General features: G+C 62.1%; 9 protein-coding genes. 6 read left to right on the forward strand and 3 right to left on the reverse strand.

Annotation, left to right across the window (positions count from 1 at the left end):
- The 3 genes from JO015_04765 to xth form a co-directional block, all read left to right on the forward strand.
- A partial coding sequence (locus tag JO015_04765) for a hypothetical protein (GenBank protein ID MBV9998410.1) occupies nucleotides 1-257 on the forward strand: 257 nt, incomplete at its 5' end.
- A gap of 931 nt (nucleotides 258-1,188) precedes the next feature.
- On the forward strand, nucleotides 1,189-1,563 hold the full coding sequence (locus JO015_04770; GenBank protein ID MBV9998411.1) for a 4a-hydroxytetrahydrobiopterin dehydratase: 375 nt from the start codon (nucleotides 1,189-1,191) through the stop codon (nucleotides 1,561-1,563).
- 377 nt (nucleotides 1,564-1,940) lie between these two features.
- On the forward strand, nucleotides 1,941-2,696 hold the full coding sequence (xth, locus tag JO015_04775) for an exodeoxyribonuclease III (protein ID MBV9998412.1): 756 nt from the start codon (nucleotides 1,941-1,943) through the stop codon (nucleotides 2,694-2,696).
- A gap of 189 nt (nucleotides 2,697-2,885) precedes the next feature.
- Here xth and JO015_04780 read toward each other — a convergent pair whose 3' ends face one another.
- On the reverse strand, nucleotides 2,886-4,661 hold the full coding sequence (locus JO015_04780; protein MBV9998413.1) for a hypothetical protein: 1,776 nt from the start codon (nucleotides 4,659-4,661) through the stop codon (nucleotides 2,886-2,888).
- A 688-nt stretch (nucleotides 4,662-5,349) separates the two neighbouring features.
- Here JO015_04780 and JO015_04785 point away from each other — a divergent pair.
- The 3 genes from JO015_04785 to JO015_04795 all read left to right on the forward strand — a co-directional run bounded on the left by JO015_04785 (nucleotide 5,350) and on the right by JO015_04795 (nucleotide 11,487).
- Nucleotides 5,350-7,206 carry an ABC transporter ATP-binding protein gene (locus JO015_04785; protein MBV9998414.1) on the forward strand — a complete coding sequence of 619 codons (1,857 nt, stop codon included), beginning with the start codon at nucleotides 5,350-5,352 and terminating at the stop codon, nucleotides 7,204-7,206.
- Nucleotides 7,207-7,702: 496 nt separating this feature from the next.
- Nucleotides 7,703-10,537, forward strand: coding sequence for an SUMF1/EgtB/PvdO family nonheme iron enzyme (locus tag JO015_04790; GenBank protein MBV9998415.1), 2,835 nt, complete (start codon nucleotides 7,703-7,705; stop codon nucleotides 10,535-10,537).
- Nucleotides 10,534-11,487, forward strand: coding sequence for a DUF3365 domain-containing protein (locus JO015_04795; protein ID MBV9998416.1), 954 nt, complete (start codon nucleotides 10,534-10,536; stop codon nucleotides 11,485-11,487). The genes JO015_04790 and JO015_04795 overlap by 4 nt, the downstream gene beginning before the upstream one ends.
- A gap of 121 nt (nucleotides 11,488-11,608) precedes the next feature.
- On the opposite strand, the gene JO015_04800 is transcribed toward JO015_04795, so the two are convergent.
- On the reverse strand, nucleotides 11,609-12,373 hold the full coding sequence (locus tag JO015_04800) for an SDR family oxidoreductase (protein ID MBV9998417.1): 765 nt from the start codon (nucleotides 12,371-12,373) through the stop codon (nucleotides 11,609-11,611).
- A 71-nt stretch (nucleotides 12,374-12,444) separates the two neighbouring features.
- The gene (locus JO015_04805) at nucleotides 12,445-13,986 is read right to left on the reverse strand and encodes a sugar ABC transporter ATP-binding protein (protein ID MBV9998418.1); all 1,542 of its coding nucleotides are present in this window, start codon (nucleotides 13,984-13,986) and stop codon (nucleotides 12,445-12,447) included.
- Between the last annotated feature and the right edge of the window lie 14 nt (nucleotides 13,987-14,000).

Raw genomic sequence — 14,000 nt, forward strand, 5'->3', positions numbered from 1 at the left:
TGGCCCGCCGGGTGGTCGAGCAGGAAAAAGGGGCGTTGCCGGCCGGGGTGAGCCTGGGCTGCCGGCTGCGCTTTCTGACCAACGGGCTGGTGCTGGGCAGCCGCCGCTTTGTCGAAGAACAGTTGAGCCGCTGGCGGGGCCCGGGCCAGCCGCCCGGGCCGGGCGCTGAGCCGGCGGGGGCGGCCGAAGGGGGCGGGGCGGAGTGGTTTGTGTGCTGGCGGGGCCGGGCCGTGCCGGCACGCGCCGCCCCGGGCTGAAGGGGGTAAGCGGGGCGGATGCCTTTGGACCGTTCGTGGATCGGCTGCCGGACCCCGTTGATACGAACGCTTTGCCGGCTTGGCGGCTGCTTTCTACTAACCTCGGCCTGGCTCGTCTAGACCGGGGCGGTCCCCTTTTGCCCGGTTCAGCCGAACTTCCGGCGCCATTTTGGGGTTTTCTCTCGAGAAACGGGCTTTATTGAGACTTAATCGATAAGGTCATGGTCATTTTTCCTCAGGATTTCTCGATAATCACATTTGTTAAAGCTCAATAAAGGGGAACGGGGCCGTTCGGGCGCCGCTGCGCCCGCGCGTCCGCGACGGTATTCAAGGCGGGCGGGGCCGTTCGCTGGTCGGCTCGCCCTGCCGCTGTTGCCTTAGCGGCGCCCTTCTCGGGACAGATCGCGCAGTGCCGGCCTCCCGCCGAGCGCTTCAGGGCCTGTCCCTGTCTCCTTGTCGTAAAAGGGCCTGTCCCTTTCCGGGGTTCAACCCGGCACGGGTGTCTCCTGAATGGGGGACAGGCCCTTTTACCCTCAATTCACACGTCACCCCCGCAGGGACAGATCTACTCCGATTCGGCACCCAACAGGGACAGGCCCGGATCGCATGCATGGGGGACAGGCCCGGATGGCAGTTCTCGCAAGCCGGCGATTGCCCGTCAGCGTCGAATCAGCGGACGCCTGCCCCAAGGGCACTATCGGAGCGGAACCGCGTTATCGATTTCGATGCCCCGGTGCGCCGAGCGAAGCGGCCCCGAGCTGCGGAATCCACCGTGCGCTCAGCGCCATTGGGGTCAGGCCCGTTCACCGCGGCACCATTCGGAACAGGTCCCAAAGACGCTACCCCCCACTGACGGTTTGTTTGCCGGGCGAATCGGTTTGTCCTGGTCTCCCCGCACAGTCCAGCTAGATAAAGATTCTGGATCGACGATATGGACGGACTCACCCAAGAAAAGTGCACCGCCTGCCGCCGCGACTCCCCGCGGGCCACCGAGGCGGAGATTCGCGAACTCAAGCCTAACATCCCCGCCTGGACACTGGTGGAGCGGGAAGGTATCCAGCAACTCGAGCGGGTGTTTCGCTTCCCGAATTTCGCCGAGGCGTTGGCCTTTACGAATCGCGTCGGCACGCTAGCCGAGGAAGAGGGGCATCATCCGGGCATCCTCACCGAGTGGGGCCGGGTGACCGTGACGCTCTGGACGCACAAGATTCGCGGGCTGCATCGCAACGACTTCGTCATGGCGGCAAAGGTTGATGCCCTGCAGAGGGACCGCGCTACGGAGCGGGGAGAAATGGCGACGGGATAAAGGCTTGTGCTGCACCTCTGCGGTCAGGCACGGTGTAACGCTTTACATTCAGGTTTCCGGCGTTGAAGGCGAACCTGCGCTAAATCAGGACAGCGGTTTGCCTTTCCCTTTCGACGGACGCCGGAAGATCTGGCGTTCGCGGCTCCTGCACGCTCTTGACGGCTGGCAAGGGTCCGAGGGCTACCCGAAAAGTCGGAAATGCCGGCGACCGTTGAGGCGTTGAAAGCCGACAGGGACAGGTCCATCATGGCTCAACCGATCACATCGGCTTTGCTGGAGAACCCTAACGGTGGTGGCATAGGGTTCCTCGGTGAAGCGGCCGGCATCTCAGTGCGCACAGCTTGTTCTGCTTCCGGCAACAAGCACGGCTGGCAGGTATGAGGATTGCCACTTTCAACGTCAACGGCATCAATGCTCGCCTGCCTAATTTGCTCCGCTGGCTTGACAGCAGCCAGCCGGACATCGCCTGCCTCCAGGAACTCAAGGCGCCCTCGGAAAAGTTCCCGCTGACGGCAATTCACGCGGCCGGCTATGGCGCCATCTGGCATGGCCAGAAAAGCTGGAACGGCGTCGCCCTCCTGGCCCGAGGCGCCGTACCCGAGGAGATCCGCCGGGGGCTGCCGGGTGATCCCGACAGTTCCCAGAGCCGCTACCTTGAAGGGGCAGTCAACGGCATTGTGATTGGGTGTCTCTACCTGCCGAATGGCAATCCGACGCCCGGTCCGAAATTCGAGTTCAAGCTACGCTGGTTCGAGCGGCTCAACGCCCACGCCGCCGAGCTGCTGGCCGCAGGCGGTCCGGTCGTGCTGGCCGGTGACTATAACGTTATGCCGACCGAACTCGACGTGTACAAGCCCGAGGACTGGCTCAACGACGCGCTCTTTCGCCCAGAGGTTCGCGAAGCCTATCGCCGGCTCGTCGCGCAGGGCTGGACTGACGCGTTGCGAGCGCTGCATCCCGGGAAGCGCATCTATACCTTCCGGGAGTATGCGTCGAACGCGTATGGTCGTGATGCCGGTCTGCGCATCGATCACCTGCTGCTCAGCCCCGAACTTGCGGGGCAGCTGAGAGGTGCCGGGGTCGATCGCCACGTGCGCGGGTGGGAAAAGGCCAGTGATCATGCCCCGACGTGAATCGAATTGGCCGCTGAGGGGGACAGGCCCGAGGCTTCCGCTAATGGCCGGCGCTAATCGAGTCCGGCACGGGTCAAATCCAATCCTCCTTTCTGCGCTCCAGGAGGGACTCCGAAGCGGGTACCACGTCCGTCTATGATTCAAACGAAAACACGGCGATGCAGGCCACCAAACCCAGACGGCCAGCCGTCACTTCTCAGCCCAGGTCTCGCAGGCCTTGCCTTCCACCTCCACGGGCAGGTCATTGAACAGTTGCCAGCACGCACCCAGCATGGCGGCGCGGACTATTTCCAAAACCGTTTGGGCCCCCTCCCGCGGACATTCGACCAGGATCTCGTCATGCACCGTCCCGATGATGCGCGCCTCAGGAGGAAGCTGAGCCGCCAGGGTCACCAGGGCATCTTTCAAACTGTCGGCGCACGAGCCTTGTACCACGTAATTCACCTCGGCCTGGAACCGCTCCCAATCCGAGGCACCCTCGCCAAGCAGCCGCCGGCGGCCGATAACGGTCCGACCTTCATTGGTTTTGGATCCCTTCGCCCGCGCCGATCGGTGCCAAGCCGCCAGGCCGCGGTAATGTTTGAAGAACTCACGCCGAATTTTGGCTGCCGCTGAGTCAGTGAGTTCCAGGCCATAGGTCGTCCGCGCATAACGGACCAGCCCCGCGGCACTTTGCCCATAGAGCAGGCCGAAATTGACCGCCTTAGCCAATTGCCGGTCAGCCTTGGTGACCTCGGCGACCGGCTTGTTCAGGACCGTCGCGGCCGTGAGGATGTGAAGGTCTTGACCGGCCCGGAAGGCCTGAAGCATGGTTTGATCTTCCGCAAACCACGCCGCCACTCGAAGCTCAATCTGGCTGTAATCGGCCACGGCCAAAACCCGGCCCGGATCGGTAGGTCCAAAGCAGCCGCGCAATGGGCCACGAACGATGTTTTGCAGGTTGGGATCCGAACTGGAGAAACGGCCGGTTTCAGTCCCCAAGGGTTTAAACGCGGCATGGATACGGCCGGCCGGCGTCATGGCTTCAAGCAGCGCGACGGCTTGGCGCCGGACGACCTCGGCGGCACGGTACGCCAGCACTACTTTGGCAGCCGGATGCGAGCAGGCTGTCAGCGTCTCTTCGTTCGTGTTCGATAGCTCAACACCGAGGGCCCCAAACGCGGTCCGGAGCTGCTTGGGTGAATCGAAATTGATTCCGATCCCCAAGTGTACCTTCAGTTCTGCTTCGTGACCTTTGCGCGTCGCTTCGGCTTGCGCGAGCACTTCGGCGAGCTTCTCCCGGCGAACGGGCATCCCCAGCGATTCCATGTCGACGACAACCGGCAGCAGAGCCATTTCCAATTCGAATGTTCTACCCAGGTCCGCCGACGAGAGGATCGCGCTGAGTTTTTCTTTGAGGGCATGCAGGTACGCGACGTCCCCAGCGGCATAGTCTACCTGCCCTTCGGTCAGAACCAGGCTGCCCCAATCACTCACGCCTAGAACCTTCGGGACGGTCACCCCCAGAAACCTCTCCAGCACGGGCCCGAGGGCGTTGCTTGCGCGCGGGTCCCCGTTGGAAAGCAGCTTAGCCGCGCTCCAGGTACAAAATACTCGCGGGAGCCGGACGGCGAGCTTTTGGAGGAGCCAGGCCGCATCAAAGTGGAGATTATGGCCGATGACTTCGCGGCCGGCAAAAAGCTTCGCCCAGTTCGCGGCATCGTAGCCGAGCGCCTGGAGGTCAAAGATGACGATCGGGCCGCTTGGCGCCATCACAGTCAAGAGCCGGATCTCGCCGCGGTAAGGGTCCAGCGCCTCGGCAGGCCGGTCGCCGTAGGTCTCCAGGTCGAGCGCCAGCGCGCCGGCCGCCTCCTGTAAGCGTGGCCAAACCCGTCTTAGGGCACCCAAGTCGCGGATAAACTCGAAAGCCCCCGGACAAGGCTGGGCCGGCAGGTTTGACGCATTGCTCCCCATCTTGCTCGACATATAAATGATCGTTTACAGTTCGATCATCAGCGCGGTGTGATCGGGACCGGCGCTCGCATTTGCGGCATTTCGGAAACGGTTTTTCCTGCACTCCGGTTTTTTCCATGAGCACACCGGACCGTGACCGCTGCCCTTTACCGACGCCGCAGTTCGGCGAATCACTGGTTACAGTTTCCACGATGAAGTACAACAGAATACGGCGCCAGCCAATCCACCTGCCATTATTGAAGAATCTTTTCTAACATTGCGATCTCTAACATTATGGGCACGGTTCGGCCGAGCGAGAAAGCTTTGGCCCGGAAACCGCTTTGCCGCCCCGGTTTAGAGCGGTGGAACCCGAGGAAAAACCGGGAGAGCGCCCGACCCCCCGAAACATTGCAGCCCCTACACCGGGCCGCCTTAAATTCCTAACACTCTCGTTTTCCGCGCTCAATTCTTCGCCCAACCGAATATTAAATTTCCTGCTGCGTCCAAACCGCTCAGAAGGTTAATTCATGGGAAAAATTCGGTTTGTTGAAGGGTCTGTAGAGGCAGGCAAGCAAACAGGATAATCGGGGGGCCAATTTGTCTCCCTTTGGAATGGCTGCCCCATTTCCACCAGGACAGCGGTGCCGTGGGGATAAGGTACCCTGGGCAGGAAAACAGCCGCGCCTTCGTACGTCGATTTACCTTTTACTTGGAGCCGTAAATGCCGCAGTTTCCTGAACTGTTCGTCTCGTCTCAGAGACAGGCAACCTCTGCGCTGAGGTTACCTTTTTTGCACCGCAGCCGGCCGGCCGAGCCCCATGCACCGGCCCAGCCTGCCCTGACACTTTGGGGACTGGTAAAGCCCCACGCAGCACGCTATCGCTGGTGGATTGCGCTTGCCCTGATTCTCAACGCCATTCCCGGTTTCGGCATCGCCTTTCAGACGTTTGTCCCCAAGTACCTGGTTGACGACGTACTCATTGCCCCCGACCTGGCATTCCGGACGCGCCTGGTGCGGCTGGGTTTTCTGTTGACCGGCTGGGTGGTGTCTGCGCTGGTCCTGCGGATGCTGGCCTGGTACGGAAGCTACCGGATTTTTACGCACGTGCGCGAGCGGATCGTCATGGAGCTGCGGGCCCGGTTTTTCCGCCACATCAACGCGTTGTGCTTACGCTTTCACCACCGGCAGTCCAGCGGCGAACTCTTCAGCTACGTGTTCGGCGCACCGGTGGCGGTCATCTCGGGCTTTTACCATACCCTGGTAATGAACGTGCCCAACGCACTCTGTACGTTCCTTCTTTCGACCGGTTGGATGCTTTTGTGGGACCGAGGGCTTACGGTCATTTTGCTGGGGCTGGTTGTCGCGACTGTTTGCGTCCTGCGCCGCAGCAGTTCGGACCTGCGGCAGCTCCACGAGGAGTTCCAGGCCATCGAAGGGGCGATTACGGGACGGGTGGCCGACATTTTTCGCGGCAATCGGGACGTGAAGATGTACGCCATCGAGGAAGCCATGTCGCGCGCCTTTGATCAAAGTGCGGACACACTGCGGCAGAAAACCTGCGAGCGTGATCTGAAGACCCACCGGGTCAACATGCGTCACGAGGTGGTTGGGGCAGCTTGTTTCGTCATCGTGACGGGCGTGGGCGTCTGGCGTTATTTTCAAGGTGGCTTGACGCCCGGCGAAATCCTCGCCTACCTGGGCGCTTACGGCATGCTGCAAGTGCCGGTAAGCTTGCTGTTTCAAATCGGGACCGCCTACGAGGGGGCGCAAGCCAGCCTGAAACGGCTGGCCGACCTGCTATACACCGAGACCAGCACGCCCGATCCGTCCCATGATCCCCAAGAGCCGCCGCCGAAAGAGAGCCTGGTACTAAGGCACGTTTCGTTTACCTACACCGACCAACCGGTCCTGCGAGATATCAACCTCCATATCCCCTTCGGCCAGCGGGTGGCCTTGGTCGGTCCCTCGGGCGTGGGTAAAAGCACGCTGGCCAAGCTTTTGCTGCGGCTTTACGACCCGGGCACCGGCTCAGTCTCGATGGGCGGGGTAGACCTGCGGGACTGCCGTGGTGCAGACATCCGTCGCCGTTATGGTGTGGTTCCGCAGGACCCCTACTTTTTCCATGCCTCCATTCGGCACAACCTGGCCATCGTCCATCCCGCCGCGGACGAAACCCGGATGCGCGAGGTGTGCGAACTGGCGAACGCATGGGAATTCATCCGCGAGCTCCCGCACCAACTCGACACGGTTATCGGCGAGGGTGGTTGCCGGCTTTCAGCGGGTCAGCGGCAACGTCTGGCCATCGCGCGCGCGTTGTTGCACGAGCCCGAATATTTCATCTTCGACGAGGCCACCAGCGCCCTGGACACCTTGAGCGAACGGTTGGTGCACGACGCGTTGGCGCGGGTCCTGGCCGGACGCACCGCGATCTTCATCGCCCACCGGCTTTCGACGATCAAGGACTGCGACCGCATCGTGGTGCTCCAGGACCACACGATCGTTCAGGATGGGCCGTTCAAGGAATTGCGGCATACCCCCGGCCTCTTCCGTCAAATGGTTGAGCAGGATCGGTTCTAGCGCAGGATCAGTCGCGCGTGGTCCCTCCGACTCCTTGCTGATGGCGAGGTGTGACGCCGAGGTTTTCCCGACAGCCTCACAAAAGGACCATGGGGCCCTTCCTGGGTGTACTTGTAGCGGACGAGCGTGCGACGTTTATCTTCGAGGGGATAGGATGGTGAAGGGTGAGTTTGTCGATTCGCCCATCCTGGCTGACAACTTCGAGGCGTTGGCCACAGCGGGAGACAATCTCCTAAAGGACACCGGCCTTGCGACGAAAGGTTAGGCTGTTTCCACAACGGTGTCCCGCCTGCCGACTGCTGCGGTGCTTGACCCTTGCAACTTGCGAAGTGGGTGCAGAGCCGTGGGCGGGCTGCCGTCGTAGCTTTTGCCTGGCCTGCCTGCGGCAGGGCCCGCGTCGGCTTGCTGTTTTATTACCGTCAGCGAATGACGGGTTCTAGTTGTTGTTCATTGGCCACTAAACCTGATATCACTTCTTTGATGGTCATGGGCCCGTATGCCGGAATCGCTAGAGTTCGAACACTATGAAGTTCTGAGAAAGCCGGATGGATCTCTGGCGGAGTTGGGGCGTGGCGCGATGGGCGTTACCTACAGGGCATTTGACAGAAGCCTGCGATGCGACGTCGCCCTCAAGGTGATCACGGCGAGTCTTCTGGAAAACAAAATCGCGGCCGAGCGCTTTGTGCGGGAGGCACGAGCCGCCGCCCAGTTGCGGCATCGCAATGTGGCGTCGGTTTTTCACCTCGGCCGGGCCGGCGACAGCTTCTTTTACGTGATGGAGTTTATCGAAGGCGAAACCGTAGAAGCCCTCGTGAGACGTAGAGGACCGCTTGATTGCCGGTTGGCCCTCGACATCGCCCAGCAGGTCGCATCCGCGTTGATCGCAGCGGAGAAGCAGCACCTCGTGCATCGAGACATCAAACCATCCAACCTGATGGTGGTGAGGGAAGACGACGATGAGATCCTCGTTAAAGTGATCGACTTCGGCCTGGTGAAATCAGCGGCGATGGGGTCGTCCGGCAGCGGGGTGCTTACGATCGAGGGATTCGTCGGCACGCCCTACTTTGCGAGCCCGGAGCAACTCGAGCACCAACCGGAGGATATTCGCTCGGACATTTATTCGTTAGGGGTGACGCTCTGGTATATGCTGGCCGGCAAGCCGACCTTCACCGGTTCGGTTGCAAGCGTGATCGCGCAGCACCTCGAAAAGCCGCCGCCGTTTCACTCCCTCGCCATCCTGCCGGGGGGAGTGATCGCGGTGCTGCGGGGCATGCTGGAGAAGGATCGAACGAGGCGGATTCAGACGCCGTCTCTCCTGCGTGCTGACTTGAGGGCTTGCCTCGAGCGGTTGCGCCTGCCGCCGGATTTGGCGCCGTTGCCCGGAACGAACGGGAACGGATTGCAGACGATGACGCTTGAGGGCGCCTCCGCTCCTGCGCTACTGCCGGGAACCGGGTTTGTATTAGAGGAACGTTACCGGTTGATTGAGGACCTTAACCCGGATGATCCGGGCCGGATATTCTGCGCTGAAGACGTTGTTTCCAAAGGGCGTGTGAGCGTCCGACTCGTCTACGGGGAACCGGCCGTCGTCGCGCAGGCTGAAGAAGAGGTGAACCGGGTAAGGGCGGTACCCCATCCGAATTTGGTGCGGGTCCACGCCGTGTACCGCGAGACGGGTTTCAGCTGTGTGGTTTGCGAATGGCTCGATGGGTTTGCGCTTACCGACGTCCTAGAGGTCCGGCAGGCTATAACCCTCTGCGAGACGCTCCTCATTCTGGAACAAATCGTGCCGGCCTTCGACCACGTATCCGCGGCAGGCCTGAGGCTGGATCTGAACCTGCAGGACGTCCTCCTGCATTTCCCCACAGGACTGGGAAACCCGACGGAAATCAACGCCCTTATGGGCCGCCCATTCACTGAGTGGCCGGCTTTCGTGGTGAAACTGAATGCGCTTGGCAGAATCAAGGCTCTCGACCCTGGAGAGCCCGGTACGGGTCGGGGCGAAAACATGACGCCGCCAAGCGATAAGCAACCAAGCGTAGTTTCGTTGGGTATTCTTACGTACGCAATGCTCGGAGGCAGACCGGGGGGCTTTGTGCCTCTGCCGGGTTTGACCTCGGCCGGGAACGAAGTCATCCGCCGATGCCTGGCGTCGGCATCCCACTATGCGACCGCGCAGGCCTTTTACGAAGCGCTAAGCGCAACCGATACGCCGGCCCGCAGCCGGGCGCATTCGCCCGAGTTTAGCCGGCCACCCCAACCGACTCGGCCGCTGCCGCTGCGTCCTGAAGCCGTTACGGCAACCTCGCGCGCACCAATTGCGCCCGAACGGGCGCGGCCCGGTTCGGCCGCGGAAGGCAATCCGACGGTAAAGCGTAACGTGCCGCTGATTCTCGCTGTCGTTGTCTGCACAGGCATGTTGTTATTGCTCGGCGGCGCGTGGCTCTGGCTGGCAGGTTCCAAGCCCACCGCCAAAAATGCAGTCATGGCGCCGCCCACCCTGTTCTCCGGGCCGGTCGCCACGGCGGTTTCGCTGCTGCCGCTGAAAGCGGGCCGGCCGTGGGTTAACAGCCTCGAAATGCGCTTCGTGCCGCTGGACAATATTCAGATGGCCGTCTGGCCGACGCGGGTACGTGATTTCCAGGCTTTCGTTCAGGCCACCGGCTACGACGCGATGGGCGGCATGTCGTCCGTCATCGTCCGGGATGGATTCAGACTAGCCACGATGGGTTGGAAGAATCCCGGTTTCGTCCAAACAGCCGACCATCCGGTTGTCGGGGTCAGTTGGGAGGATGCGAATCAATTCTGCGCCTGGCTTACCCAAAAAGAGCGCCAGGCGGGTCTGCTGGGCGCCGCGGACCGTTATCGATTGCCCACCGACCGCGAGTGGAGTGCTGCCGTTGGGCTTGCGAACGAACCGGGAGCCGTACCGGAAGATCGGGACGGAAAGGTCAAAGGACTTTATCCCTGGGGTCGCACCTTCCCTCCGCCGCCCGGCGCCGGCAACTATGCGGGTGCCGAATCGAGCGCCGGTGCGCCGGAAAGCTGGACGGTGATAAGCGGGTACCGCGATCCCTTCCCGCGAACAGCGCCCGTGTCCGCCTTGACGCCAAACCCGCGCGGTTTATGCAGCGTGGGAGGCAACGTTTGGGAATGGTGTCTGGACAGATTCAACGCCGTCCTGCCTTGGCGTACCCTGCGGGGCGCATCCTGGGCGACTTCGCGTGCCGAGGAAATGCTCTCGTCGAGCCGACGAGGTTACAATCCCTACTTTCGCAGCGACGACGTCGGCTTCCGGTGCGTCATCGCCGCCGACGGAGGCCAACCATGAAGCTGCTCAAATTTAATCTCATTTTTATCCCGTTGCTGGCCATCTCTCTCATCGCAATCGCCCATATTGCGCGGGCCCTGCTGTTCGAAGAATCCCGCCAGCACGTGATCCAAAATGCCCGGATCATCATGGAAGCCTCGCTTTCCAGTCGTACGTACACCACCAAGCAGGTCGCCCCTTTACTACAACAGAAGGATTTCAAGGTTCAAAGCGCGATGTCCGAGTTGAGGAAAACCGTCGAGCAAATTCCGGCCACTCCCGATCCGTCCCCGGTGAAAGATCCGCGGGCAAAAGATCGCAGGAATCCTGCGCTCGGACAGCAGCGGGCGCTCGACTTCCAGCAGCAGATCCTGCAGTGGGTAAAGGACAGGTCAGAACAACTTACCGACGCCGACTTCCCGCCCCAATCGGTGCCGGCGTTTGCGGCCACGGAGATTTTTGGCTACCTGCGGGAGAAATTCCCGGATTACTTCTATAAGGAGGCAACCCTTAATCCGACCAATCCGCGCGACCGTGCGACGGATTGGGAAAGCGACGTGGTGAACCATTTTCGCAGCGGCCAGGCAGAGGTGGAGTTCATCGGCACGCGCGAGACGTCCACGACGGGCAAGTCGCTTTTCCTGGCACGACCGATAAAGGTTGATAACGTCACTTGCCTCGCGTGTCACAGCACCCCCGACAAGGCGCCGCCGTCCATGATCAAACTGTACGGCTCAGATAATGGTTTTAATTGGAAACTTAATGACATCATCGGGGCCCAAATCGTTTCCGTGCCGCTGGCGCTTCCACTGGACATGGCCGAGAAAGGGTTCCAAACCCTTCTTGTCTGGCTTGGGGGTGCCTTTGGCGGCCTTCTTATCGGCGCAAACCTTGGAGTGATTCTCGCCACCCGAAGCCGGCGCGAGGCGGAGCGCGCCGGCAAGCCTTTAACCACTTCCCCTCACTCGTAAGCGCATACGCCGGAAAGGCGCGGCCCCGGGCGCTGCTCCTACTCCGCCTGTACGCGGGGTCGATGGGGCTGCCCCGTCACGCCGGCGACCCCAAAGTACCAGTAACCTACGCCGTAATGCCTCACCAGCACACGAAGCCGCCGTCGACGACCAGGTCAATGCCCGTGCAGAAGGACGCCGCCGGGCTTGAGAGGAAAACGGCGGGCCCGACCAACTCGTCGACCGTCGCCATGCGGCCCATCGGCGTGTCGGCCTCAAACTGCTTGACCTGCTCGGCCACCTCGGGGCGAATATTCATCGGCGTGGCCGTGTAGCCCGGGCTGATGGAGTTGACCCGCAGGCCCCGGTCGCTCCATTCCATGGCCAAACTCTTGGTCAGGTGGATCACCCCGGCTTTAGAGGTGTTGTAATGGGCTTGCAGGAGCCCCCGGTTGACGATGATGCCCGACATGGAGGCGATGTTCACAATCGAGCCCTGTTTGCGCGGCAGCATGACCCGGGCTTCTACCTGGCAGGACAGGAAAATGCCGGTAAGATTTATGTCCAGCATCCGTTGCCATTGCTCCAGCGGCAATTGTTCGGCCGGCGCGGCGTTGGCGATGCCCGCGCAATTCAGGGCCACCGACAACGGCCCCAGCCCCCGTTCGACGGCTTCCACGGCCCGCTGCAGGTCGGTCGCCTGGGTAACGTCACCGGTAAGGGCGAGGGCGTTGCGGCCCAGCCCTTTGATCCGGTCGACCGTGCCTGCCAACCCCTTGCTGGCGGGCAGGTCAAAACAGCCCACCGAAGCGCCCGCTTCGGCGAGGCCCACGGCTATGCGCTGGCCGATGCCGCTGCCCGCACCGGTCACAAAGGCCGTTTTTCCTTCTAAGCTGAATAGGTTCATAAGTTTGAGCAAAACGATTGGGTTGGGAAGGTGGCGTGATTTGACACACGTTGAGGGGGGCCCCGCGGCTTTCAGGCGGTGGCCCGTTCCATGATGGCGAGGTTCGTGGCTTCCCCGCGCGGCAAAACGCCCTGTGAGCGGCCCCGGGCCAGCACCATCACCCGGTGCGACAAGCCCATGACTTCTTCCAGGTCCGAGCTGACCACGATGACGGCCATGCCCTCCCGGGCCAGCCCGGCGATGGTTTCGTAAATGGCGGCTCGCGCGCCCATATCAATGCCGCGGGTGGGTTCGTCCAGCATGAAAACCTTGGGCGAGCGGGAAATCCACCGGGCGATGATGGCTTTTTGCTGGTTACCGCCGGACAGAAACCGAACCGCCTGGTTGGCCCTACCTTTCACGCCGAGTCGCTTTATCGCATCAGCGGCAAAGGCGGCGACTTTGGCCGGCATCAGCCAGCCGTTGGGGGCCAACCGGTCGAAGTTGCCCAGCGCCAGGTTGCTGGCCACGGTGTGGTCCAGCACCACCCCTTGGCCTTTGCGGTCTTCGGGCACCAGGACCACGCCGGCTTTGATCGCGTTCTCGGGCGCTTTGAATTTAACCGGCTGCCCATCGATGAAGACCGAACCGGAGGCCAGCGGGTCCGCGCCGGCAATCGCCCGGACCAGTTCGGTGCGGCCTGCTCCCACGATGCCCGCAATCCCAAAGATCTCCCCGGCCCGCACCGAAAAGCTCACGTCCCGGAAGGCGCCGTTGGCACCGGTCAGGCTCTCCACCCGCAACACTTCCTTGCCGGCCGGTTCCTCGAGTATTGGAAAGATGCGGTCGACGTTGCGGCCGACCATGTTCTCCAGCAGCACATTGACCGGCACCTTCGCAGAAGCGTGCGTGGCCACCAGCCGGCCATCGCGCAGCACCACGACGCGATCGGCGATGCGCGCGATCTCCTCCAGCCGGTGGCTGATGTAGATGAAACTGACCCCCTGTTTGCGCAGCTGATCGATCTGCGCAAAAAGCCGGTCGGTTTCCTCGCCGCCCAGCGCCGCAGTGGGCTCATCCAGGATCAGGAGCCGGGCTTTGAGCGTCAGGGCTTTGGCGATTTCGACCTGCTGCTGGGCGGCGACCCTCAAGGTTCGAACCAGGGTCGTCGGCGCAATGTCCAGACCCAGCCGGTGGAGCTGCTCGGCCGCGCGCCGGTTCATGGCATCGCGGTCGATGCGGCCGCCTTTCATCAGCGGCCGGCCCACAAAGACGTTTTCAGCAATCGACAGGTCAGGCAGGAGCCGCATTTCCTGGTGAATGAGCACCACGCCGGCCTCGATGGCGTCGCCGGGCCGGGTGGGTGCGTAGGGTTTGCCCTCCCAGGTCATGGTGCCCTTGGATGGCGGAAAGAGCCCCGCGATGATCGAGGACATCGTCGACTTGCCGGCCCCGTTCTCGCCCAGTAAAGCCACCAGCTCGCCTTCGTACACGTCCAGGTCGATGCCGGACAGCACCACGTTGGTATCGAAACTCTTTCCGATCCCGCGCAGGGTTAACCTCGGCACCCGGCCCCGGTTGGAGGGGGCGGGCGCATCGCTTGAAACCGCGTCGGTGCTGGGTGGTGCGCTCATCCGGCGTCGCTCCC

The organism is Verrucomicrobiota bacterium (genome assembly GCA_019247695.1).
Lineage (GTDB): Bacteria > Verrucomicrobiota > Verrucomicrobiia > Chthoniobacterales > JAFAMB01 > JAFBAP01.

Excerpts from the sequence above, each read along its gene's own strand:
- JO015_04770 (MBV9998411.1), top strand. The coding sequence starts at position 1,189 with ATGGACGGACTCACCCAAGAAAAGTGCACCGCCTGCCGCCGCGACTCC.
- xth (MBV9998412.1), top strand. The coding sequence starts at position 1,941 with ATGAGGATTGCCACTTTCAACGTCAACGGCATCAATGCTCGCCTGCCT.
- JO015_04780 (MBV9998413.1), bottom strand. The coding sequence starts at position 4,661 with ATGTCGAGCAAGATGGGGAGCAATGCGTCAAACCTGCCGGCCCAGCCT.
- JO015_04785 (MBV9998414.1), top strand. The coding sequence starts at position 5,350 with ATGCCGCAGTTTCCTGAACTGTTCGTCTCGTCTCAGAGACAGGCAACC.
- JO015_04790 (MBV9998415.1), top strand. The coding sequence starts at position 7,703 with ATGCCGGAATCGCTAGAGTTCGAACACTATGAAGTTCTGAGAAAGCCG.
- JO015_04795 (MBV9998416.1), top strand. The coding sequence starts at position 10,534 with ATGAAGCTGCTCAAATTTAATCTCATTTTTATCCCGTTGCTGGCCATC.
- JO015_04800 (MBV9998417.1), bottom strand. The coding sequence starts at position 12,373 with ATGAACCTATTCAGCTTAGAAGGAAAAACGGCCTTTGTGACCGGTGCG.
- JO015_04805 (MBV9998418.1), bottom strand. The coding sequence starts at position 13,986 with ATGAGCGCACCACCCAGCACCGACGCGGTTTCAAGCGATGCGCCCGCC.